The sequence below is a fragment of the Escherichia sp. SCLE84 genome (assembly GCF_012584495.1).
In the GTDB taxonomy this organism is placed as follows: Bacteria; Pseudomonadota; Gammaproteobacteria; order Enterobacterales; family Enterobacteriaceae; genus ECMA0423.
On record NZ_CP051430.1, the window covers coordinates 2,602,513 to 2,624,696 of the forward strand.

The following is a 22,184-nucleotide window of genomic DNA, read 5'->3' on the forward strand; positions in this document are numbered from 1 at the left end:
GGACGTTGCCTATACTCCAGGCAGGAAACTGGAGGATATCTCATGAGCGAACCCCTGTTAATTGCCCGCACGCCGGACACAGAACTGTTTTTACTGCCGGGAATGGCTAACCGTCACGGGCTGATTACTGGCGCAACGGGGACGGGTAAAACTGTCACGCTGCAAAAACTGGCGGAGTCTCTATCGGAAATCGGTGTTCCGGTGTTTATGGCCGATGTGAAAGGTGATCTGACCGGCATCGCGCAGGCAGGAACGGCATCGGAAAAACTACTCGCAAGGCTTAAAAATATCGGCGTCAATGACTGGCAACCGCATGCTAATCCGGTGGTGGTGTGGGATATCTTTGGCGAGAAAGGCCATCCGGTGCGGGCGACGGTTTCGGATCTGGGGCCGCTGTTGCTGGCGCGGCTGTTGAATCTCAACGATGTGCAATCTGGCGTGCTGAATATCATCTTCCGTATTGCTGACGATCAGGGATTGTTGCTGCTCGACTTTAAAGATCTGCGGGCGATTACCCAGTACATCGGCGATAACGCCAAATCTTTCCAGAATCAGTACGGTAATATCAGTAGCGCATCGGTTGGTGCCATCCAGCGCGGACTGTTGTCGCTGGAACAGCAAGGCGCAGCACACTTCTTTGGCGAGCCGATGCTGGATATCAAAGACTGGATGCGCACCGATACCAACGGTAAAGGCGTTATCAATATCCTCAGCGCCGAGAAGCTTTATCAGATGCCGAAACTGTACGCCGCCAGCCTGCTGTGGATGCTTTCAGAGTTGTATGAACAATTGCCGGAAGCAGGCGATCTGGAGAAACCAAAACTGGTGTTTTTCTTCGACGAGGCACATCTGCTGTTTAACGATGCACCGCAGGTACTGCTGGATAAGATTGAGCAGGTGATACGGCTTATTCGCTCAAAAGGCGTAGGCGTCTGGTTCGTTTCGCAAAACCCGTCTGATATTCCGGATAATGTGCTCGGGCAGCTCGGTAATCGCGTTCAACACGCTTTGCGTGCTTTTACGCCCAAAGATCAGAAAGCGGTAAAAGCTGCGGCGCAAACCATGCGGGCCAATCCGGCATTTGATACCGAAAAGGCAATCCAGGAACTGGGGACCGGCGAGGCGTTAATCTCGTTTCTTGATGTGAAAGGAAGTCCTTCAGTGGTGGAACGGGCGATGGTGATTGCGCCTTGTTCGCGGATGGGACCGGTGACGGAAGATGAGCGTAATGGCTTGATTAATCACTCTCCGGTGTATGGCAAGTACGAGGATGAGGTGGACCGGGAATCCGCCTATGAGATGTTGCAAAAAGGCTTTCAGGCCAGTACCGAGCAGCAAAATAATCCCCCCGCGAAAGGGAAAGAGGTAGCGGTGGATGACGGCATTCTTGGTGGATTGAAGGATATTTTGTTCGGCACTACCGGACCACGCGGCGGTAAGAAAGATGGTGTGGTGCAAACAATGGCGAAAAGCGCCGCCCGCCAGGTGACGAATCAGATTGTACGCGGGATGTTGGGGAGTTTGCTGGGGGGGAGAAGAAGGTAAGTCAGGCGCGATCTGTCCCCCTCACCCTAACCCTCTCCCCAAAGGGGCGAGGGGACCGATCGAACTCGTATTTGACTTTATCAACAATGTGAAAGGGAGCTTTCGCTCCCTTGCTTGGTTACGATTTTCTCATTAACAGCCACAGGCTGATTAAGAAGAAGCTGGCGCTTGGCAACAGTGCGCCGATAATCGGCGGGATGCCGTAAACCAACGTCAGCGGGCCGAAGATCTGGTCCAGTACGTAGAAGACAAAACCGAAGCTGATACCGGTGACCACACGCACGCCCATCGGTACGCTACGCAGTGGGCCAAAGATGAACGACAGCGCCATCAGCATCATCACCGCCACGGATAGCGGCTGGAAGATTTTGCTCCACATGTTGAGCTGATAACGTCCGGCATCCTGACCACTCGACTTCAGATACTTCACGTAGTTGTGCAAACCGCTGATTGAGAGTGCATCCGGGTCCAGCGCCACCACGCCCAGTTTGTCTGGCGTGAGGTTGGTTTTCCAGGTGCCGCTCACCGTCTGCGAACCGGTAATCTGTTTCGGATTGGTCAAATCAGATTCATCAACCTGCGACAGACGCCAGACTTTATGTTCCGGGTCAAACTTCGCGGTAGCGGCATAGCGTACGGATTGCAGACGACGATTCTCGTTAAAGGCATAAATGCTGATGCCACCTAACTCTTCGTCACCTTTAACCCGCTCAATGTAGACGAAGTTGTTGCCATCTTTCGCCCATAAGCCTTGCTGGGTAGAGAGCAACGAGCCGCCGTACATCGCCTGCGCACGGTAGTTACGCGCCATCTGTTCGCCCTGCGGCGCGACCCATTCGCCAATCGCCATCGTCAGCAAGACCAGCGGAATGGCGGTTTTCATCACCGACAGCGCCACCTGCATACGGGTAAAACCAGAAGCCTGCATCACCACCAGTTCGCTGCGCTGCGCCAGCATCCCAAGACCAAGCAACGCCCCAAGCAGAGCTGCCATCGGGAAGAAGATTTGCACATCTTTCGGCACGCTCAGCAAGGTATACATTCCTGCGCCTAACGCGTCGTAACTCCCCTGCCCGGCTTTTTTCAGCTGATCGACAAACTTGATAATGCCCGACAGCGACACCAGCATGAACAGCGTCATCATGATGGTGGTGAAAATAGTTTTACCGATATAGCGGTCAAGTACGCCAAAAGGTTGCATCACACCGCTCCTTTACGCGAAAAACTGGCGCGCAGGCGGCGGACCGGCACGGTGTCCCAAAGGTTGAGAACAATCGCCAAAGCCAGATAAATCAGGTTAACGGTCCACATCCACAGCGTCGGGTCCAGCTTACCTTTACCGCCGTTCGATTTCAGGGAGGTCTGGATCAGGAAGAACAACAGATACAGCAGCATGGCTGGCAGCATCGATAGTACGCGCCCCTGACGCGGGTTAACCACGCTCAGCGGTACGACCATAAGTGCCATCATAAACACGGTGAACACCAACGTGATACGCCAGTTCAGTTCTGCGCGAGCACGATCGGTGTCAGTGTTCCACAATGTGCGCATGTCCATCTGGTCGGTATCGTTCGGGTCGAGCGCCACCGCCTGGTGACCAATGATCGCCTGATAATCCTGGAAATCCGTAATGCGGAAATCACGTAACAGTGCAGTGCCTTCGAAGCGCGTTCCCTGGTTGAGAGTGACGACCTGGGAGCCGTCGCGCAGCTGGGTTAAATGTCCGGAATCGGCCACCACCACAGAAGGACGTGCATTACCTTTTGGTCGAATTTGCGCGAGGAACACATCTTTGAAATCGCTGCCGTCAACGCTTTCGATGAACAGCACCGAACTGCCATTAGTCGCTTGCTGGAATTGCCCTTGCGCCAGCGCCGCCATGCCAGGGTTCGCTTTCGCTTCTGCTAACACTTCATCCTGATGACGCGATGACCACGGTCCCGCCCACATCACGTTAACCGCCGCGACGATTGCCGTGAATACCGCAAGGATCATTGCCGCTTTCACCAGAACCGCTTTGCTCAGGCCGCAGGCATGCATTACCGTAATTTCACTTTCGGTATACAGTTTGCCCAGCGTCATCAGCAGCCCGAGGAACAGGCTTAATGGCAGGATAAGCTGCGCCATTTCCGGCACGCCCAACCCGAGAAGGGAGAGCACCAGATTCGCCGGAATATCGCCGTCAACCGCTGCGCCGAGGATCCTCACTAACTTTTGACAGAAGAAGATCAAAAGCAAGATGAAGAGTATCGCCAGCTGGCTTTTGAGCGTCTCCCGCACCAGATATCTTATGATTATCACTTTAAATACGCCCGTAAAAACTCGTCTTTTGCAGGATTTTAGCTTGTTTCATGGCTTAAACGTCATTTATTCTCTTGAGTCGTCGAAATCGTCGCTAAGATAATTATACTCAACGGATTCACCTCTCAGATTTTGTTCTGACGTGCCAATGCCGTAATAACGTTAAGATTAACACGAAGTCATCGCAACAGCGGACATGAGTTACGAAAGCTTGCAATTCTATCTGTAGCCACCGCCGTTGTCTTTAAGATTCAGGAGCGTAGTGCATGGAGTTTAGTGTAAAAAGCGGTAGCCCGGAGAAACAGCGGAGTGCCTGCATCGTCGTGGGCGTCTTCGAACCACGTCGCCTTTCTCCGATTGCAGAACAGCTCGATAAAATCAGCGATGGGTACATCAGCGCCCTGCTACGTCGGGGCGAACTGGAAGGAAAACCGGGGCAGACATTGTTGCTGCACCATGTTCCGAATGTACTTTCCGAGCGAATTCTCCTTATTGGTTGCGGCAAAGAACGTGAGCTGGATGAGCGTCAGTACAAGCAGGTTATTCAGAAAACCATTAATACGCTGAATGATACTGGCTCAATGGAAGCGGTCTGCTTTCTGACTGAACTGCACGTTAAAGGCCGTAACAACTACTGGAAAGTGCGTCAGGCTGTCGAGACAGCAAAAGAGACGCTCTACAGTTTCGATCAGCTGAAAACGAACAAGAGCGAACCGCGTCGTCCGCTGCGTAAAATGGTGTTCAACGTGCCGACCCGCCGTGAACTGACCAGCGGTGAGCGCGCGATCCAGCACGGTCTGGCGATTGCCGCCGGGATTAAAGCAGCAAAAGATCTCGGCAATATGCCGCCGAATATCTGTAACGCCGCTTACCTCGCTTCACAAGCGCGCCAGCTGGCTGACAGCTACAGCAAGAATGTCATCACCCGCGTTATCGGCGAACAGCAGATGAAAGAGCTGGGGATGCATTCCTATCTGGCGGTCGGTCAGGGTTCGCAAAACGAATCACTGATGTCGGTGATTGAGTACAAAGGCAACGCGTCGGAAGATGCACGCCCAATCGTGTTGGTGGGTAAAGGTTTAACCTTCGACTCCGGCGGTATCTCCATCAAGCCTTCAGAAGGCATGGATGAGATGAAGTACGATATGTGCGGCGCGGCGGCGGTTTACGGCGTGATGCGGATGGTCGCGGAGCTACAACTGCCGATTAACGTTATCGGCGTGTTGGCAGGCTGCGAAAACATGCCTGGCGGACGAGCCTATCGTCCGGGCGATGTGTTAACCACCATGTCCGGTCAAACCGTTGAAGTGCTGAATACTGACGCTGAAGGCCGCCTGGTACTGTGCGACGTGTTAACTTACGTTGAGCGTTTTGAGCCGGAAGCGGTGATTGACGTGGCGACGCTGACCGGTGCCTGCGTGATCGCGCTGGGTCATCACATTACTGGTCTGATGGCGAACCACAATCCGCTGGCCCATGAACTGATTGCCGCGTCTGAACAATCCGGTGACCGCGCATGGCGCTTACCGCTGGGTGACGAGTATCAGGAACAACTGGAGTCCAATTTTGCCGATATGGCGAACATTGGCGGTCGTCCTGGTGGGGCGATTACCGCAGGTTGCTTCCTGTCACGCTTTACCCGTAAGTACAACTGGGCGCACCTGGATATCGCCGGTACCGCCTGGCGTTCTGGTAAAGCGAAAGGCGCAACCGGTCGTCCGGTAGCGTTGCTGGCACAGTTCCTGTTAAACCGCGCCGGGTTTAACGGCGAAGAGTAAGTTTGCGTTTTACCCTCACCCTAACCCTCTCCCTAAGGGAGAGGGAACCGATCGAGCGCAATAGAAATTCATTGCTCATCTTTTAGGGTGAGGAATGCAGCAATATTTAAATCCACCACAAGAAGCCCCATTTATGAAAAACGCGACGTTCTACCTTCTGGACAATGACACCACCGTCGATGGCTTAAGCGCCGTTGAGCAGCTGGTGTGTGAAATTGCCGCAGAACGTTGGCGCAGTGGTAAGCGCGTGCTCATCGCCTGTGAAGATGAAAAGCAGGCTTACCGGCTGGATGAAGCCCTGTGGGCGCGTCCGGCAGAAAGCTTTGTTCCGCATAATTTAGCGGGAGAAGGACCGCGCGGCGGTGCGCCGGTGGAGATCGCCTGGCCGCAAAAACGCAGCAGCAGCCCGCGCGATATATTGATTAGTCTGCGAACAAGCTTTGCAGATTTTGCCACCGCTTTCACAGAAGTGGTAGACTTCGTTCCTTATGAAGATTCTCTGAAACAACTGGCGCGCGAACGCTATAAAGCCTACCGCGTGGCTGGTTTCAACCTGAATACGGCAACCTGGAAATAATGGAAAAGACATATAACCCACAAGATATCGAACAGCCGCTTTACGAGCACTGGGAAAAGCAGGGCTACTTTAAGCCTAATGGCGATGAAAGCCAGGAAAGTTTCTGCATCATGATCCCGCCGCCGAACGTCACCGGCAGTTTGCATATGGGTCACGCCTTCCAGCAAACCATCATGGATACCATGATCCGCTATCAGCGCATGCAGGGCAAAAACACCCTGTGGCAGGTCGGTACTGACCACGCCGGGATCGCTACCCAGATGGTCGTTGAGCGCAAGATTGCCGCAGAAGAAGGTAAAACCCGTCACGACTACGGCCGCGAAGCTTTCATCGACAAAATCTGGGAATGGAAAGCGGAATCCGGCGGCACCATTACCCGTCAGATGCGCCGTCTCGGCAACTCCGTGGACTGGGAGCGTGAACGCTTCACCATGGACGAAGGCCTGTCCAATGCGGTGAAAGAAGTTTTCGTTCGTCTGTATAAAGAAGACCTGATTTACCGTGGCAAGCGCCTGGTAAACTGGGACCCGAAACTGCGCACCGCTATCTCTGACCTGGAAGTGGAAAACCGCGAATCGAAAGGTTCGATGTGGCACATCCGCTATCCGCTGGCTGACGGCGCGAAAACCGCAGACGGTAAAGATTATCTGGTGGTTGCGACTACCCGTCCGGAAACCCTGCTGGGCGATACTGGCGTAGCCGTTAACCCGGAAGATCCGCGTTACAAAGATCTGATTGGCAAATATGTCATTCTGCCGCTGGTTAACCGTCGTATTCCGATCGTTGGCGACGAACACGCCGACATGGAAAAAGGCACCGGCTGCGTGAAAATCACTCCGGCGCACGACTTTAACGACTATGAAGTGGGTAAACGTCACGCGCTGCCGATGATCAACATCCTGACCTTTGACGGCGATATCCGTGAAAGTGCCCAGGTGTTCGATACCAAAGGTAACGAATCTGACGTTTATTCCAGCGAGATCCCCGCAGAATTCCAGAAACTGGAGCGTTTTGCTGCACGTAAAGCGGTCGTTGCTGCGGTTGACGCACTCGGCCTGCTGGAAGAAATTAAACCACATGACCTGACCGTTCCTTATGGCGACCGTGGTGGCGTGGTCATCGAACCGATGCTGACCGACCAGTGGTACGTGCGTGCCGATGTCCTGGCGAAACCGGCAGTTGAAGCGGTTGAGAACGGCGACATTCAGTTCGTACCGAAGCAGTACGAAAACATGTACTTCTCCTGGATGCGCGATATTCAGGACTGGTGTATCTCTCGTCAGTTGTGGTGGGGTCACCGTATCCCGGCATGGTATGACGAAGCGGGTAACGTTTATGTTGGCCGCAACGAAGACGAAGTGCGTAAAGAAAATAACCTCGGTGCTGATGTTGTCCTGCGTCAGGACGAAGACGTTCTCGACACCTGGTTCTCTTCTGCGCTGTGGACCTTCTCTACCCTAGGCTGGCCGGAAAACACCGACGCCCTGCGTCAGTTCCACCCAACCAGCGTGATGGTATCTGGTTTCGACATCATCTTCTTCTGGATTGCCCGCATGATCATGATGACCATGCACTTCATCAAAGATGAAAATGGCAAACCGCAGGTGCCGTTCCACACTGTTTACATGACCGGTCTGATTCGTGACGACGAAGGCCAGAAGATGTCCAAATCCAAGGGTAACGTTATCGACCCACTGGATATGGTTGACGGTATTTCGCTGCCAGAACTGCTGGAAAAACGCACCGGCAATATGATGCAGCCACAGCTGGCGGACAAAATCCGTAAGCGCACCGAGAAGCAGTTCCCGAACGGTATTGAACCGCACGGTACTGACGCGCTGCGCTTCACCCTGGCGGCACTGGCGTCTACCGGTCGTGACATCAACTGGGATATGAAGCGCCTGGAAGGTTACCGTAACTTCTGTAACAAGCTGTGGAACGCCAGCCGCTTTGTGCTGATGAACACAGAAGGTCAGGATTGCGGCTTCAACGGCGGCGAGATGACGCTGTCGCTGGCGGATCGCTGGATTCTGGCGGAGTTCAACCAGACCATCAAAGCGTACCGCGAAGCGCTGGACAGCTTCCGCTTCGATATCGCCGCAGGCATTCTGTATGAGTTCACCTGGAACCAGTTCTGTGACTGGTATCTGGAGCTGACTAAGCCGGTAATGAACGGTGGCACCGAAGCCGAACTGCGCGGTACTCGCCATACGCTGGTGACCGTGCTGGAAGGTCTGCTGCGCCTCGCGCATCCGATCATTCCGTTCATCACCGAAACCATCTGGCAGCGTGTGAAAGTACTTTGCGGTATCACTGCCGACACCATCATGCTGCAGCCGTTCCCGCAGTACGATGCATCTCAGGTTGATAAAGCCGCACTGGCCGACACAGAGTGGTTGAAGCAGGCGATCGTTGCGGTACGTAACATCCGTGCAGAAATGAACATCGCGCCGGGCAAACCGCTGGAGCTGCTGCTGCGTGGTTGCAGCGCGGATGCAGAACGTCGCGTAAATGAAAACCGTGGCTTCCTGCAAACCCTGGCGCGTCTGGAAAGCATCACCGTGCTGCCTGCCGATGACAAAGGTCCGGTTTCCGTTACTAAGATCATCGACGGCGCAGAGCTGCTGATCCCGATGGCTGGCCTCATCAACAAAGAAGATGAGCTGGCGCGTCTGGCGAAAGAAGTGGCGAAGATCGAAGGCGAAATCAGCCGTATCGAGAACAAGCTGGCGAATGAAGGCTTTGTCGCCCGCGCACCGGAAGCGGTCATCGCGAAAGAGCGTGAGAAGCTGGAAGGCTATGCAGAAGCGAAAGCGAAGCTGATTGAACAGCAGGCTGTTATTGCCGCGCTGTAATCAAAACACAGTAATGAAAACGAAGGCCGGAGCATGCTCCGGCCTTTTTTATCTCTTACAGAAATGGTAAAGAAGGCATAATTCCCCGTGAAATCCTGGCTAAGAAGCCTTTATCTGGTTGTTCTTCTTTATTGATTAAAGGAAGGTCATCCAAATCGCCCAGCAAATACGTATTTTTTGCCTGCCAGTCAATCATCCATATTTTCAGCAGTGGATAAGCCAGACCGCCCGTAATCCCGGATATCACCACCAACGCACACATGCGATAAAGCATACCGTGGTACGTTAAAGTTGAGCGAAAACGAATACGCCCATCATTCAGTGACAGGTTGCTCATAAAATGATTTCGCAACGACACCGTTAAATAACTGGTGCTAACAGCAATCCCAAAATAATAGATTAACTGCGCGATTATCATTTTACGTTGCATTTCCATAAATTGCTGTAAATTCTCAATATCATCATTTGCATACACAGAACTATCATACGCATTTAATATTTGATCGAAGATAATATAACCAGCAACAGCGAGAAAAGGTAATAAAGCTAAAAATGCGAGAATGGCATATTTTATACAATACGTAGTATCTAATTTCACCTTGAAACGATGTATACCGAAACTGGTATTGCTCCAGAGAAAACTCATTACCAGGCTATATAAAGTACCATTAAAAATACCAATGGAAACAATACCAACTATTGCCATCAGAACCACAGATATAATAACACTACTTGAACTATTGGCATGTAGCATCTTTGTCGAGATAAAGAAAACAGTCCCCATCCCAATGGCCATTAAAATCGGCAAGAAAAAGGTTACCCACCAGAACCCTTTCATAGAGCAATTAAAACTAAATCTTACGCCGTTGAGACTGGTCATCAAGGCCTGATAACGCAGTCCTTTTGCTGCCATAAATATAAGCAAAACCAACAGTAACAAAGTCAAAACACAGCCAACAAGTGGCATATCTGCTGACACTGTCATTAAGATTGCGAAATAGCAAAAAACAAAAACAAGACAACTAACAAAAACATTCCCACCAGTAATTCCATAAGAAAATCGTTGTCCGTTAACTTCCATATTAGCATAGAGATAACGCTTACATTTCATTAATGCCCATGGCAAATAGATACCTAGCGTTATAATCGTTAACAACACATTCACCACACAAATAATAAAATATCTCTCACCTGTACCATGAAAAACAAACGAATGGGACGGAACATCCATTTTATTAATAACTTGAGCCATAAAAATTCCCTGAATTAAAAAATCCATTGATATAATTTATATATACAGACAGCAAAATGTTCTGCCACGTTACAATACTCTTATCAGTAATAGGCTGGCAAAAACTTTATTACTTTATAAGTCGCTTGCGCACGTAAGAAGAGAGTGGTATTAAACAAATGTATAATTACTTTATTTTTATTGGGTTAAACTATGAATAACATTGCGCCGCAATCACCTGTAATGCGTCGCCTGACGCAGCAGGATAATCCCGCCATCGCCCGCGTCATTCGTCAGGTATCCGCCGAATACGGTCTTACCGCTGATAAAGGCTACACCGTCGCCGATCCGAACCTGGACGAGTTGTATCAAGTGTATAGTCAGCCGGGTCATGCATATTGGGTGGTTGAGTACGATGGTGAAGTGGTCGGCGGCGGTGGGATTGCGCCATTAACCGGGAGTGAGTCGGACATTTGCGAACTGCAGAAGATGTATTTTCTTCCGGCTATTCGCGGTAAAGGGCTGGCGAAAAAACTGGCCTTAATGGCGATGGAGCAGGCACGAGAGATGGGCTTCAAACGCTGCTATCTGGAAACGACCGCTTTTTTGAAAGAAGCGATTGGTTTGTATGAACATTTAGGTTTTCAACATATCGACTATGCACTTGGCTGCACGGGCCATGTAGATTGTGAAGTGCGGATGCTACGCGAACTCTAAAAAAATGCCCGCTAGTGTGTGCTATCGGGCATTTTAATCAATTAATTAGTGGCGAACCCCGTCATCGTCTTCATCGACAAAATCTTCATCGTCGCCGTCTTCGCCGTTAGGATCTTCAAAGTAAGTGCCCCAACCGTCGTACTCAACGTCAAATTTCTCCGCCAGCGTCATCAGTTGTTCAACCTGGGCATCGATCAGATCGGCATTCAACGCGCACTCGCTGAGGATGTCGCAGCAAATCACGATATCACCATCTTCAACTTCCAGCTCTTCTGGATCGGTCACTTCGTAACCGAGTTTAAACGCTTCAACTGCTGCTTTTTCCAGGGTTTCCAGATCGTCTGCGGAAAGATGGTGTTCGATGGTGTACAGCGCGTCCGGATCGCTGCCATCTTCCAGTAATTCTTCAATAATCAAACGTGTTTCTTCACGCTGTTCTTCCAGTTGTTCCGGGTTTGCCATGGCTCATTCCTCTTAATGTCCTGCCGATACTCTTATTGTCACACACCACTGACATTGCCTCCACCTTTGTGACAAAGATTTATGCTTTAGACTTGCAAATGAATAATCATCCATATAAATTGAATTTTAATTCATTGAGGCGTTAGCCACAGGAGGGATCTATGTCCAGGTTTTATCATAAGCATTTCCTGAAATTACTCGATTTCACGCCAGCTGAACTCAACAGCCTGCTGCAGTTAGCCGCGAAACTGAAAGCCGATAAGAAAAGCGGCAAAGAAGAAGCCAAACTCACTGGTAAAAACATCGCGCTCATCTTCGAAAAAGACTCGACCCGTACCCGATGCTCTTTCGAAGTTGCCGCATATGACCAGGGTGCTCGCGTTACTTATCTCGGCCCAAGCGGCAGTCAGATTGGTCATAAAGAGTCGATTAAAGACACTGCCCGCGTGCTGGGTCGCATGTATGACGGTATTCAGTATCGCGGCTATGGTCAGGAGATTGTCGAAACACTGGCGGAATACGCTGGCGTGCCGGTATGGAACGGCCTGACCAATGAGTTTCACCCCACGCAGTTGCTGGCGGATCTCCTCACCATGCAGGAGCATTTACCCGGTAAAGCATTCAACGAAATGACGCTGGTCTATGCAGGTGACGCACGTAACAACATGGGCAATTCGATGCTCGAAGCTGCGGCGCTTACCGGTCTGGATTTGCGTCTGGTCGCGCCACAGGCATGCTGGCCGGAAGCTGCGCTGGTTACGGAATGCCGCGCCCTGGCACAGCAAAATGGCGGGAATATTACGCTGACGGAAGATGTAGCCAAAGGAGTTGAAGGTGCTGACTTTATCTATACCGATGTATGGGTGTCGATGGGGGAAGCAAAAGAGAAATGGGCAGAACGGATTGCATTACTGCGTGATTATCAGGTGAACAGCAAGATGATGCAGTTGACCGGTAACCCGGAGGTCAAATTCCTCCATTGCCTGCCCGCGTTTCATGACGACCAGACGACGCTTGGTAAGAAAATGGCGGAAGAGTTTGGCCTACATGGCGGAATGGAAGTGACTGATGAGGTCTTCGAATCTGCCGCCAGCATTGTTTTTGATCAGGCGGAAAACCGCATGCATACCATCAAAGCGGTGATGGTCGCGACGCTCAGTAAATAATTGATATCGCTATAAAGATGCCGGGAAATACAAAAACATCCCGGCATCACATTATTTTATGCAGTAATAGTTCAATTATTCCATCCATATTTTTCTATTGCTATACGTAAATCTTCCGGAGGATTTTCATCATTCTTGTTCTAATTTTTAATTCATTAACCATCTTTTCTTCAAAAATCTTAACGACATAACCCGGATTGTTTTTTACAATTTCATTTGTTTTTTCTTCATTACCATAAACATATCCTAACTCATTAAGATACAGCTGTTCGCCCTCATAATCTTTAAGTAATTGATAGAAATACCACTTAGCAAAATCAGGTTGCTTCATGAAAAAATCCTTCAAAAAAAATATCATTTACTAAAATGCTGACAGGCACTTCATTAAATAGCAACTTAACATCATCAAATAACCTTAGTATTAAGCGTGATTTTTCTTGATTGCTTAAGTTAAAATCATTGACATATGCAACCAACTTATCCCAAATCAATTCCTGTAATTTACGGCTATTTTTATAGTGTTCTTTATCGAGATTGAAAAATAAGGTCTCAGCTATTTTAATTTTAGATTGATCGCAGCTAAAATCTTTAGATTGATCGCGGCTAAAATCAATATGATTTATCACGGAGCATGCATACTTTATCTTTTCAGAATCACCAAAATATTGCATTCTTTTATTAAAACACCAATCCAGTATTCTTACATCATTAATATATGGGAATTTTAAAAAAATCTCCAGAATCGAATCGATGACCGGTGTAAGGTTAACTTTTGCATCATCTAAGGAAGCAATAAGAATATGAGACAGGTTAACTTTGATGTCATTAATTTCATTGTCAGTAGCTTTCTTATTATTAAGAAGATAATTATTTACTGCGTTAAGGTCATCTATTTCTTTCAGTATCCCTTTTTCACCAAGCAAGTATGAAATCGATTCATTACATACATAAGGCATTAATAGCAGATGTTCTTTCCTTATTGCTAATAATGCATTATTCAATGGTTTTTCTAATAAATCCGTAATCGTAGAATCAACTGAATCTTTACAACTCACCTGCGAGTTATTCAAGTCCTGAGAATTATTTAACTCCTGCGGAATATTTAATAGACGAGCTATTTCCTTGTTAGCTTCGCGTTGGTAACACGCCAGAATCTTGTTAGTAATCAGGTGTAATGAACTCTCATCTTTTCTTTCAAAGGACTTCCCTTCATAACGATTAGTCGAACCATCAGGTTGTGGAAATATAATGACTGTATGTCCTTCACGAATCCCATTATTAAAAGCTGAGGCAAGTGTAATTTCTATTTCCACCTTAGATAAATCCGCTCGCTCCCCTTCAGGATTATTCATAACAAACTTCATTATCTCACTACCATCATTATTTTTGATATAAGATGAGGACTTAATATGAGCCATCATATTTCTACCCGCTTCGTTGGAGCGTTTGCTAAAATCCACATAACCCAGGGTAAATATCTTAGCCAAAAACTCCAAAAATGCTCTGGGAGAAAGAATATTGCTTCTGCTATTCTGCCCTCCGGCAATTCGGGCAAAATCATTCATTCCCACATACCAGGTATCTAAGTCTTCATTTTTTTGTTTACAATTGTCGGCTGATGTAATGTTTTGAGAAAAATTCCAACCTGATATTTTGCTCATGACGGACTCCTTGAGTTAATAAGAACGTCTAAGCATTACAAATTCTACTCACAAAAAAATATCAAAAAACGCTCTTTTCACAAACTCGCCGTAAACCTGGAGTTATTTACGGCGAAAAGTCATCACGCCATCAGCATCTTCACTACTGCTTTGCGAACCTGGGCTGGCGCGCCCACTGCGCACAGCGGTTTATGCACTTCCCCCGGATAAAACACAACAAAATCACCTTCATTAAGGATAACTGTTTTCTCATCAACGCCTTCCGGCAAAAATGCGATGTCTTTATCAGCTAACCAGTCGGTATCCGGCGTGCCTGCAGGTTGCGTGCTGAAGGTCATGCCTTCCTGACCTTTTAACACAATCTGAATGTCGAGATAGCGGGCATGATACTCCGCACGGCGAGCTTCGTACGGCTCGGTCATATCTTCCGAGATAAGATAAAACAGACGATTGCCTTCGATATCGTGCTTGCCCTTTGGCGTTTCTACCGTAACGTGTGCTTTGATATGCTCAATCGCCTGGCGTAACTCCTGGGGTAGCCACGGCTGAAGATTATGAATATTTCCGATGATCATCTTTTCCACTCCTTAATTAAAACAACGTTTCATTTCTATCGTTATACGAAAAGATGATCAATTCCGCTAGCCTTAACGCGTGAATTATTGTCTTATCACAACTTATCGGCAGGCGCGTTCCCGCCTTTCGGGTCAAGGCCCGCATCACTCCTTGAGAATAGTTTTTATCGCTCCCCCCGCCAGTGCAGCTGTTGCACAGAGTTGTTCGAGGGAGTGCCCCTCTCGTGCCTTCGCAGAAAGCCCTGACATCACGGTACTCATAAAATCAGTCACACATTGTGCGCTTTGTGGATGCCGCCTGGCGATATAGTCATAAATGGTCGTTTCTGCGGCGTGATAATATTGAACGGCAATATCACGCGCTAGTGGATCATGACTATGAATACCTTCAAGAACCATACAGCCAGCGCAGCCGCCATTTTGGCTATATCTGCGCGCCGCTTCTTTTAATACCTCAACCAGGCACTCGCCTACTGGACGATCATCACGAAGAATATCGGCAAGCGGAATAGCTTCCGTACCGACGTATTCATTGAGTACACGGCTAAATAACCCAGCTTTACTGCCAAAAGCCGCGTAGAGGCTCGGGGGGTTAATACCAAGATAATCAGTAACTTCAGCAACACTGACAGCATCGAAACCTTTTTGGTGAAAAAGCACTTTTGCCGCAGAGACTGCCTGCTCAGGAGCGAAACGTCTGGGACGACCTGGAACGCGAGATTGTTTTTTAGTGACCATTACAAAACCTGTTGACAGAAAGTTAAAACAGTTTTGTAATGCATGTTACATAATAAATCAAGGAGTCCTTATGGGCGCTTTTACAGGTAAGACAGTTCTCATCCTCGGTGGCAGTCGTGGTATCGGTGCCGCTATCGTACGTCGTTTCGTCACCGATGGGGCCAATGTACGATTCACCTATGCGGGGTCGAAAGATGCCGCTAAACGCCTGGCACAAGAGACTGGAGCGACAGCAGTATTCACAGATAGTGCTGACAGAGACGCTGTCATTGATGTCGTTCGTAAGAGCGGCGCATTGGATATCCTGGTGGTAAATGCAGGTATTGGCGTCTTTGGCGAGGCCCTGGAATTAAATGCCGACGATATTGATCGCCTTTTCAAAATCAATATTCATGCTCCTTATCATGCCTCTGTTGAAGCCGCCCGGCAGATGCCCGAAGGCGGGCGCATCTTAATCATCGGCTCCGTGAATGGCGATCGTATGCCTGTTGCAGGCATGGCTGCTTATGCCGCCAGCAAATCTGCCCTGCAAGGCATGGCGCGCGGGCTGGCCCGTGATTTTGGACCGCGTGGGATCACCATTAACGTCGTCCAGCCAGGGCCAATTGATACCGACGCTAATCCCGCCAACGGGCCAATGCGCGATATGTTGCATAGTTTGATGGCTATCAAAAGACATGGGCAACCGGAAGAGGTCGCTGGTATGGTCGCATGGTTAGCAGGGCCAGAAGCCAGTTTTGTTACCGGCGCGATGCATACCATTGATGGCGCGTTTGGCGCATAACCGACTACGCTCAATTAAGCCCAGCCATTATCCATGATGTCTGGGTTTTGTTTACTCACGTCGTCCGCTAAAAGCGGCTCCCGGTAAAGAGAAATCTTCTGTTCATGTCGTAAATCTTGAGGATAACCAAATGGTAGAAAGAACCGCTGTTTTCCCTGCTAGCCGACATTCACTGTATGCTGAGCATCGTTATTCTGCGGCTATTCGTTCCGGCGATTTGCTGTTTGTTTCCGGGCAAGTAGGAAGTCGAGAGGACGGAACACCAGAACCCGATTTTCAGCAACAAGTCAGACTGGCATTTGATAATTTGCATGCGACCCTGGCTGCTGCGGGATGCACTTTTGACGATATCATTGATGTTACGAGCTTTCATACCGATCCAGAAAAACAATTCGAAGACATCATGACGGTGAAAAATGAAATATTTAGCGCCCCACCTTATCCAAACTGGACGGCGGTGGGTGTTACATGGCTGGCAGGCTTTGATTTTGAAATTAAAGTGATAGCGCGCATCCCTGAGCAGTAAGCAATAGTGTTAGCCGTTCGTTTTCACACTCCGCCCTATAAGTCGGATGAATGGAATAAAATGCATATCTGATTGCGTGAAAGTGAAAAAGGAAAAAGCAGGGAATGTCTGCAATTATTGATACCGAAGGACAGTTCCCCTGCAGAATCACATCAAATAAAAATGCATATACCTTGACTTTTAATTCAAATAAACCGTTTGCGCTGACAAAATATTGCATCAAATGCTTGCACCGCTTCTGACGATGAGTATAATGCCGGACAATTTGCCGGGAGGATGTATGGTTCAGTGTGTTCGACATTTTGTCTTACCGCGTCTGAAAAAAGACGCTGGCCTGCCGTTTTTCTTCCCGTTGATCACCCATTCCCAGCCCCTCAATCGAGGGGCTTTTTTTTGCCCAGGCGTCAGGAGATAAAAGATGGCTAATCCGCTATATCAGAAACATATCATTTCCATAAACGACCTTAGTCGCGATGACCTTAATCTGGTGCTGGCGACAGCGGCGAAACTGAAAGCAAACCCGCAACCAGAGCTGTTGAAGCACAAAGTCATTGCCAGCTGTTTCTTCGAAGCCTCTACCCGTACCCGCCTCTCTTTCGAAACATCTATGCACCGCCTGGGTGCCAGCGTGGTGGGCTTCTCCGACAGCGCCAATACATCACTGGGTAAAAAGGGCGAAACGCTGGCCGATACCATTTCGGTTATCAGCACTTACGTCGATGCGATAGTGATGCGTCATCCGCAGGAAGGTGCGGCGCGCCTGGCCACCGAGTTTTCCGGCAATGTACCGGTACTGAATGCCGGTGATGGCTCCAACCAACATCCGACGCAAACCTTGCTGGACTTATTCACTATTCAGGAAACCCAGGGGCGTCTGGACAATCTCCACGTCGCAATGGTTGGTGACCTGAAATATGGCCGCACCGTTCACTCCCTGACTCAGGCGTTAGCGAAGTTCGACGGCAACCGTTTTTACTTCATCGCGCCGGACGCGCTGGCAATGCCGCAATACATTCTGGATATGCTCGATGAAAAAGGGATCGCATGGAGTCTGCACAGCTCTATTGAAGAAGTGATGGCGGAAGTAGACATCCTGTACATGACCCGCGTGCAAAAAGAGCGTCTGGACCCGTCCGAGTACGCCAACGTGAAAGCGCAGTTTGTTCTTCGCGCCAGCGATCTCCACAACGCCAAAGCCAATATGAAAGTGCTGCATCCGCTGCCGCGTGTTGATGAGATTGCGACAGATGTTGATAAAACGCCACACGCCTGGTACTTCCAGCAGGCAGGCAACGGGATTTTCGCTCGCCAGGCGTTACTGGCACTGGTTCTGAATCGCGATCTGGTACTGTAAGGGGAAATAGAGATGACACACGATAATAAATTGCAGGTTGAAGCTATTAAACGCGGCACGGTAATTGACCATATCCCCGCCCAGATCGGTTTTAAGCTGTTGAGTCTGTTCAAGCTGACCGAAACGGATCAGCGCATCACCATCGGTCTGAACTTGCCTTCTGGCGAGATGGGCCGCAAAGATCTGATCAAAATCGAAAATACCTTTTTGAGTGAAGATCAGGTAGATCAACTGGCATTGTATGCGCCGCAAGCCACGGTTAACCGTATCGACAACTATGAAGTGGTGGGTAAATCGCGCCCCAGTCTGCCAGAGCGCATCGACAATGTGCTGGTCTGCCCGAACAGCAACTGTATCAGCCATGCCGAACCGGTTTCTTCCAGCTTTGCCGTGCGAAAACGCGCCAATGACATCGCGCTCAAATGCAAATACTGTGAAAAAGAGTTTTCCCATAATGTGGTGCTGGCCAATTAATTGCGGTTGGTAATAAAAGTCTGGCTCCCTATAATGAGCCAGACTTTTTACCGCTGTAATAAAGGAGAAATCATGAGCAAAACTATCGCGACGGAAAATGCACCGGCAGCTATCGGTCCTTACGTACAGGGCGTTGATCTGGGCAATATGATCATCACCTCCGGTCAGATCCCGGTAAATCCGAAAACGGGTGAAGTACCGGCAGACGTCGCTGCACAGGCACGTCAGTCGCTGGATAACGTAAAAGCGATCGTCGAAGCCGCAGGCCTGAAAGTGGGCGACATCGTTAAAACCACCGTGTTTGTGAAAGATCTGAACGACTTCGCAACCGTAAACGCCACTTACGAAGCCTTCTTCACCGAACACAACGCCACCTTCCCGGCACGTTCTTGCGTTGAAGTTGCCCGTCTGCCGAAAGACGTGAAGATTGAGATCGAAGCGATCGCTGTTCGTCGCTAATCTTGATGGAAATCCGGGCTATCATGCCCGGATTAAGTCTGATGACAAACGCAAAATCGCCTGATGCGCTACGCTTATCAGGCCTACGTGATTCCTGCAATTTATTGAATTTGTTGGCCGGATAAGGCATTTACGCCGCATCCGGCATGAACAAAGCTTACTTTGTCTGCAATCTGAATCGGGGCTATCGTGCCCAGTTTATTCTTTACTGCCAGCCGTAACGACGGCTATAAAATCCTTTCACCAACTGAGTTAATGTCATATACCCTGCCAGAATCGCAACCAGCCACGGGAAATAGCTTAACGGCAGCGCCTGCAGCTGCAGATAACTGGCCAGCGGTGAAAACGGCAATGCGATCCCGACAATCATCACGATCACGGTCATGATCATTAACGGCCACGATGCACAGCTCTGAATAAACGGCACACGGCGGGTGCGGATCATATGCACAATCAGCGTTTGCGACAGTAAGCCCACCACAAACCATCCCGACTGGAACAGCGTTTGCGTTTCCGGCGTGTTGGCATGGAATACCCACCACATCAGGCAAAACGTCAGAATATCGAAGATCGAGCTGATCGGTCCGAAGAAGATCATAAAGCGCCCCAGATCCGCCGGATTCCAACGCTGCGGCTTTTGAATTTGCTCGTCGTCGACGTTATCAAACGGGATCGCCACCTGTGACACATCATACAGCAGGTTCTGAATAAGCAAGTGTAACGGCAACATCGGCAGGAAGGGCAAGAAAGCACTCGCCACCAGCACGCTGAACACATTACCGAAGTTGGAGCTCGCCGTCATTTTGATGTATTTCAGCATGTTGGCGAAAGTGCGACGTCCTTCAATAACCCCCTCTTCCAGCACCATCAGGCTTTTTTCCAGCAGGATGATATCAGCCGCTTCACGGGCAATATCTACCGCGCCGTCCACAGAAATGCCGATATCCGCAGCGCGTAAGGCGGGCGCATCATTAATACCATCGCCCATAAAGCCAACCACATGCCCTTCGCGCTTCAGTAAGGTCACAATGCGTTCTTTATGCATCGGCGTCAGGCGGGCAAACAGCGTGGTGCGCTGTGCGAGATTTGCCAGTTCGTCGTCAGATAGCGTTTCAATATCACTACCAATGACCACCTCTCCCGCGTCCAGCCCCACTTCATGGCACACTTTCGCTGCAACTAACTCACTGTCGCCAGTAAGGATTTTTACGGTGATTCCACTCGCTTTTAATGCCTTCAGTGCCGGAGCGGTTGTCTCTTTTGGCGGATCAAGGAAAGCAATATATCCTTCGAGGATCAGGTCGGATTCATCCGCCCGCTGGTAATCTCCTTCACGCGCTGGCAGGTATTTCGTCGCCACCGCAACCACGCGCAGCCCCTGACGATTAAGCGTATCAGTAACCCGCTTAATCTTACGCAGCATGATGTCATCGAGCGGCACAATCTCGCCATTGTGACGCACCTGCGAACACACATTGAGGATTTCCTGCAATGCACCTTTGCAAACCAGCTGATGGTGCTCGGTATTTTCTGCCACTACCACCGACATCCGGCGACGCTCGAAATCAAACGGAATCTCATCAATTTTTTGCCAACGACTGGCCAGCGAGCGCGCTGACTCTTCATCCGTACCTTCGAGCACCGCTGTATCGAGCAGGTTTTTAAGTCCGGTCTGATAATGACTGTTCAACCACGCGCTATGCAGCACGCGTTCGCTGGTTTTACCGGAGATATCGGTATGATTCTCCAGCACAATTTTATCCTGTGTCAGGGTGCCAGTTTTATCAGTGCACAGAATATCCATTGCGCCAAAGTTCTGAATAGCATCCAGATGTTTGACGATCACTTTCTGTTTCGACAGCTTTACTGCGCCGCGCGCCAGCGTCGAGGTAACAATCATCGGCAACATTTCCGGCGTTAAGCCTACCGCGACCGAAAGCGCAAACAGTGCCGCTTCCCACCAGTCGCCTTTGGTGTAACCATTGATTAACAGCACCACCGGAGCCATCACCAGCATAAAGCGAATCAGCAGCATACTGACGCGGCTGATCCCTTGCTGAAAGGCATTCGGCTCGCTTTCCTGCTCACTAACACGCCCCGCCAGTTGACCAAACCAGGTATTGGCACCTGTAGCAATCACCATTGCTTGTGCCGTGCCGCTCACCACGGTGGTGCCCATAAAACACAGGGTGTCACACTCCAGCGGATTGCTGTGCTCCGGCTGGCGAGTGGTAGCGGCTTTTTCTACGGGCAGAGACTCACCGGTTAACGACGCCTGAGCGACGAACAGATCCCGCGCCTGCAAGATACGTAAATCTGCCGGGATCATATCCCCCGCCGCCAGTTTTATTATATCGCCGGGCACCAGCTGGTCGATCGGGATCTCCAGCCAGCCATTTTCGCCTTTGTCGTTAATTACGCGCAGAACCGTCGCTGTATTGCTGACCATCGCTTTCAGGGCATCTGCCGCTTTAGTGGAACGTGCTTCCTGAATAAAGTTCAGCAACGTAGAAATAGCGACCATTAGCGCGATAACGCCCGCGGCAAATAAATCTTCCGTGGCGTAAGAAATAGCGCCGAGAATGGTGAGTAAAATATTAAAGGGGTTGCGATAGCAGACCCATAAATGTACCCACCACGGCGACGGTTGTTGTGCGGGTAATTTATTTTCACCATGTTGTTCGCGGGCAGATTCCACTTCCGCCTGATTTAACCCTTCCGGATGGGTGTCGAACGTTTTCCATAATTCTTCTTCGGGCATCATCGCCATTTTCAGGCAATGCGCACTTAAGGACGGCGGGACCGCCGTATTCACTGTCTGCTGCGCGCCAGGCAATGGATCGCGATGAACCAGACGGGAAGGTAAATGGCGAATGAGCCGGGTAAAAATTTCTTTAAACATAAGGAGTCCCTCCGCACTGTCTGAAACAGTACAGAAATGTCTTCAGGCGTGGCGAAGCCTTACCTGAAGGTAATAAAGC

21 protein-coding genes and 1 pseudogene are annotated in these 22,184 nt (G+C 49.6%); 12 read left to right on the forward strand and 10 right to left on the reverse strand.

All coding sequences use genetic code 11. The annotated features are described in order from the left end of the window. Window positions 1-42: 42 nt before the first annotated feature. Window positions 43-1,545 (forward strand): helicase HerA-like C-terminal domain-containing protein, encoded by a 1,503-nt coding sequence (locus HGD79_RS12710; protein ID WP_001315985.1) that lies wholly within the window; start codon window positions 43-45, stop codon window positions 1,543-1,545. 118 nt (window positions 1,546-1,663) lie between these two features. Here the strand turns inward: HGD79_RS12710 and lptG are convergent, their stop codons facing one another. From lptG to ytgA, 3 genes are all read right to left on the reverse strand, one after another. Beyond that, the gene (lptG, locus tag HGD79_RS12715; RefSeq protein ID WP_001295681.1) at window positions 1,664-2,746 is read right to left on the reverse strand and encodes an LPS export ABC transporter permease LptG; all 1,083 of its coding nucleotides are present in this window, start codon (window positions 2,744-2,746) and stop codon (window positions 1,664-1,666) included. Next, window positions 2,746-3,846 carry an LPS export ABC transporter permease LptF gene (gene lptF / locus HGD79_RS12720; protein ID WP_000584114.1) on the reverse strand — a complete coding sequence of 367 codons (1,101 nt, stop codon included), beginning with the start codon at window positions 3,844-3,846 and terminating at the stop codon, window positions 2,746-2,748. The genes lptG and lptF overlap by 1 nt, the downstream gene beginning before the upstream one ends. A 62-nt stretch (window positions 3,847-3,908) precedes the next feature. After that, a complete protein-coding gene (gene ytgA / locus HGD79_RS26640) occupies window positions 3,909-3,959 on the reverse strand; it encodes a protein YtgA (protein WP_211180521.1) in 51 nt (16 codons plus the stop codon). A 153-nt stretch (window positions 3,960-4,112) separates the two neighbouring features. Here ytgA and pepA point away from each other — a divergent pair, with 153 nt between their 5' ends. The 3 genes from pepA (at window position 4,113) to valS (ending at window position 9,056) form a co-directional block, all read left to right on the forward strand. Further along, the gene (pepA, locus tag HGD79_RS12725; RefSeq protein WP_000397144.1) at window positions 4,113-5,624 is read left to right on the forward strand and encodes a leucyl aminopeptidase; all 1,512 of its coding nucleotides are present in this window, start codon (window positions 4,113-4,115) and stop codon (window positions 5,622-5,624) included. 133 nt (window positions 5,625-5,757) lie between these two features. Then, a complete protein-coding gene (gene holC / locus HGD79_RS12730) occupies window positions 5,758-6,201 on the forward strand; it encodes a DNA polymerase III subunit chi (protein WP_000786399.1) in 444 nt (147 codons plus the stop codon). Next, entirely contained in the window at window positions 6,201-9,056 is a 2,856-nt protein-coding gene (gene valS, locus HGD79_RS12735) for a valine--tRNA ligase (RefSeq protein ID WP_168848411.1), read from the forward strand. Before holC ends, valS begins: the two co-directional genes overlap by 1 nt. Window positions 9,057-9,111: 55 nt before the next feature. Here valS and HGD79_RS12740 read toward each other — a convergent pair whose 3' ends face one another. Continuing rightward, complete coding sequence (locus HGD79_RS12740; protein WP_168848412.1) at window positions 9,112-10,308, reverse strand: YjgN family protein; 1,197 nt, start codon at window positions 10,306-10,308, stop codon at window positions 9,112-9,114. 192 nt (window positions 10,309-10,500) lie between these two features. Here HGD79_RS12740 and HGD79_RS12745 point away from each other — a divergent pair, with 192 nt between their 5' ends. Continuing rightward, entirely contained in the window at window positions 10,501-11,004 is a 504-nt protein-coding gene (locus tag HGD79_RS12745; protein ID WP_001059422.1) for a GNAT family N-acetyltransferase, read from the forward strand. A gap of 45 nt (window positions 11,005-11,049) precedes the next feature. On the opposite strand, the gene rraB is transcribed toward HGD79_RS12745, so the two are convergent. Beyond that, a complete protein-coding gene (gene rraB, locus HGD79_RS12750) occupies window positions 11,050-11,466 on the reverse strand; it encodes a ribonuclease E inhibitor RraB (RefSeq protein ID WP_000002953.1) in 417 nt (138 codons plus the stop codon). 161 nt (window positions 11,467-11,627) lie between these two features. On the opposite strand from rraB, the gene argF reads away from it, so the two are divergent. After that, window positions 11,628-12,632, forward strand: a complete 1,005-nt coding sequence (gene argF / locus HGD79_RS12755) for an ornithine carbamoyltransferase (RefSeq protein ID WP_000086237.1) — start codon at window positions 11,628-11,630, stop codon at window positions 12,630-12,632. Window positions 12,633-12,732: 100 nt separating this feature from the next. On the opposite strand, the gene HGD79_RS12760 is transcribed toward argF, so the two are convergent. The 4 genes and pseudogenes from HGD79_RS12760 to HGD79_RS12775 all read right to left on the reverse strand — a co-directional run bounded on the left by HGD79_RS12760 (window position 12,733) and on the right by HGD79_RS12775 (window position 15,606). Continuing rightward, window positions 12,733-12,963, reverse strand: coding sequence for a hypothetical protein (locus HGD79_RS12760; protein WP_001309158.1), 231 nt, complete (start codon window positions 12,961-12,963; stop codon window positions 12,733-12,735). Window positions 12,964-13,588: 625 nt separating this feature from the next. Continuing rightward, a pseudogene (locus tag HGD79_RS26645) lies at window positions 13,589-14,293 on the reverse strand (DNA-binding protein); the annotation flags it as partial. Window positions 14,294-14,415: 122 nt separating this feature from the next. Then, window positions 14,416-14,868, reverse strand: a complete 453-nt coding sequence (gene tabA / locus HGD79_RS12770) for a toxin-antitoxin biofilm protein TabA (RefSeq protein ID WP_001308227.1) — start codon at window positions 14,866-14,868, stop codon at window positions 14,416-14,418. Window positions 14,869-15,012: 144 nt separating this feature from the next. Next, complete coding sequence (locus HGD79_RS12775; protein ID WP_021534603.1) at window positions 15,013-15,606, reverse strand: TetR/AcrR family transcriptional regulator; 594 nt, start codon at window positions 15,604-15,606, stop codon at window positions 15,013-15,015. A gap of 70 nt (window positions 15,607-15,676) precedes the next feature. Between HGD79_RS12775 and bdcA the strand changes: the two genes are divergently transcribed. From bdcA to ridA, 6 genes are all read left to right on the forward strand, one after another. Then, window positions 15,677-16,390 (forward strand): SDR family oxidoreductase, encoded by a 714-nt coding sequence (gene bdcA, locus HGD79_RS12780; protein WP_000500727.1) that lies wholly within the window; start codon window positions 15,677-15,679, stop codon window positions 16,388-16,390. A gap of 130 nt (window positions 16,391-16,520) precedes the next feature. Next, on the forward strand, window positions 16,521-16,916 hold the full coding sequence (locus HGD79_RS12785; protein WP_021534602.1) for a RidA family protein: 396 nt from the start codon (window positions 16,521-16,523) through the stop codon (window positions 16,914-16,916). Between the two features lie 280 nt (window positions 16,917-17,196). Then, window positions 17,197-17,331, forward strand: coding sequence for a pyr operon leader peptide (gene pyrL, locus HGD79_RS12790; RefSeq protein WP_001296693.1), 135 nt, complete (start codon window positions 17,197-17,199; stop codon window positions 17,329-17,331). A gap of 3 nt (window positions 17,332-17,334) precedes the next feature. After that, on the forward strand, window positions 17,335-18,270 hold the full coding sequence (gene pyrB / locus HGD79_RS12795) for an aspartate carbamoyltransferase (RefSeq protein WP_000013046.1): 936 nt from the start codon (window positions 17,335-17,337) through the stop codon (window positions 18,268-18,270). 12 nt (window positions 18,271-18,282) lie between these two features. Continuing rightward, complete coding sequence (pyrI, locus tag HGD79_RS12800; protein WP_000148581.1) at window positions 18,283-18,744, forward strand: aspartate carbamoyltransferase regulatory subunit; 462 nt, start codon at window positions 18,283-18,285, stop codon at window positions 18,742-18,744. A 72-nt stretch (window positions 18,745-18,816) separates the two neighbouring features. Continuing rightward, window positions 18,817-19,203 carry a 2-iminobutanoate/2-iminopropanoate deaminase gene (gene ridA / locus HGD79_RS12805; protein WP_000047539.1) on the forward strand — a complete coding sequence of 129 codons (387 nt, stop codon included), beginning with the start codon at window positions 18,817-18,819 and terminating at the stop codon, window positions 19,201-19,203. Window positions 19,204-19,408: 205 nt separating this feature from the next. Here the strand turns inward: ridA and mgtA are convergent, their stop codons facing one another. Further along, window positions 19,409-22,105, reverse strand: coding sequence for a magnesium-translocating P-type ATPase (mgtA, locus tag HGD79_RS12810; RefSeq protein WP_168848413.1), 2,697 nt, complete (start codon window positions 22,103-22,105; stop codon window positions 19,409-19,411). Between the last annotated feature and the right edge of the window lie 79 nt (window positions 22,106-22,184).

Excerpts from the sequence above, each read along its gene's own strand:
- valS (WP_168848411.1), top strand. The coding sequence starts at position 6,201 with ATGGAAAAGACATATAACCCACAAGATATCGAACAGCCGCTTTACGAG.
- pepA (WP_000397144.1), top strand. The coding sequence starts at position 4,113 with ATGGAGTTTAGTGTAAAAAGCGGTAGCCCGGAGAAACAGCGGAGTGCC.
- bdcA (WP_000500727.1), top strand. The coding sequence starts at position 15,677 with ATGGGCGCTTTTACAGGTAAGACAGTTCTCATCCTCGGTGGCAGTCGT.
- HGD79_RS12740 (WP_168848412.1), bottom strand. The coding sequence starts at position 10,308 with ATGGCTCAAGTTATTAATAAAATGGATGTTCCGTCCCATTCGTTTGTT.
- HGD79_RS12785 (WP_021534602.1), top strand. The coding sequence starts at position 16,521 with ATGGTAGAAAGAACCGCTGTTTTCCCTGCTAGCCGACATTCACTGTAT.
- pyrL (WP_001296693.1), top strand. The coding sequence starts at position 17,197 with ATGGTTCAGTGTGTTCGACATTTTGTCTTACCGCGTCTGAAAAAAGAC.
- HGD79_RS12710 (WP_001315985.1), top strand. The coding sequence starts at position 43 with ATGAGCGAACCCCTGTTAATTGCCCGCACGCCGGACACAGAACTGTTT.
- pyrI (WP_000148581.1), top strand. The coding sequence starts at position 18,283 with ATGACACACGATAATAAATTGCAGGTTGAAGCTATTAAACGCGGCACG.
- tabA (WP_001308227.1), bottom strand. The coding sequence starts at position 14,868 with ATGATCATCGGAAATATTCATAATCTTCAGCCGTGGCTACCCCAGGAG.
- lptG (WP_001295681.1), bottom strand. The coding sequence starts at position 2,746 with ATGCAACCTTTTGGCGTACTTGACCGCTATATCGGTAAAACTATTTTC.
- HGD79_RS12775 (WP_021534603.1), bottom strand. The coding sequence starts at position 15,606 with ATGGTCACTAAAAAACAATCTCGCGTTCCAGGTCGTCCCAGACGTTTC.
- HGD79_RS12745 (WP_001059422.1), top strand. The coding sequence starts at position 10,501 with ATGAATAACATTGCGCCGCAATCACCTGTAATGCGTCGCCTGACGCAG.
- holC (WP_000786399.1), top strand. The coding sequence starts at position 5,758 with ATGAAAAACGCGACGTTCTACCTTCTGGACAATGACACCACCGTCGAT.
- pyrB (WP_000013046.1), top strand. The coding sequence starts at position 17,335 with ATGGCTAATCCGCTATATCAGAAACATATCATTTCCATAAACGACCTT.
- argF (WP_000086237.1), top strand. The coding sequence starts at position 11,628 with ATGTCCAGGTTTTATCATAAGCATTTCCTGAAATTACTCGATTTCACG.
- mgtA (WP_168848413.1), bottom strand. The coding sequence starts at position 22,105 with ATGTTTAAAGAAATTTTTACCCGGCTCATTCGCCATTTACCTTCCCGT.
- ridA (WP_000047539.1), top strand. The coding sequence starts at position 18,817 with ATGAGCAAAACTATCGCGACGGAAAATGCACCGGCAGCTATCGGTCCT.
- HGD79_RS12760 (WP_001309158.1), bottom strand. The coding sequence starts at position 12,963 with ATGAAGCAACCTGATTTTGCTAAGTGGTATTTCTATCAATTACTTAAA.
- rraB (WP_000002953.1), bottom strand. The coding sequence starts at position 11,466 with ATGGCAAACCCGGAACAACTGGAAGAACAGCGTGAAGAAACACGTTTG.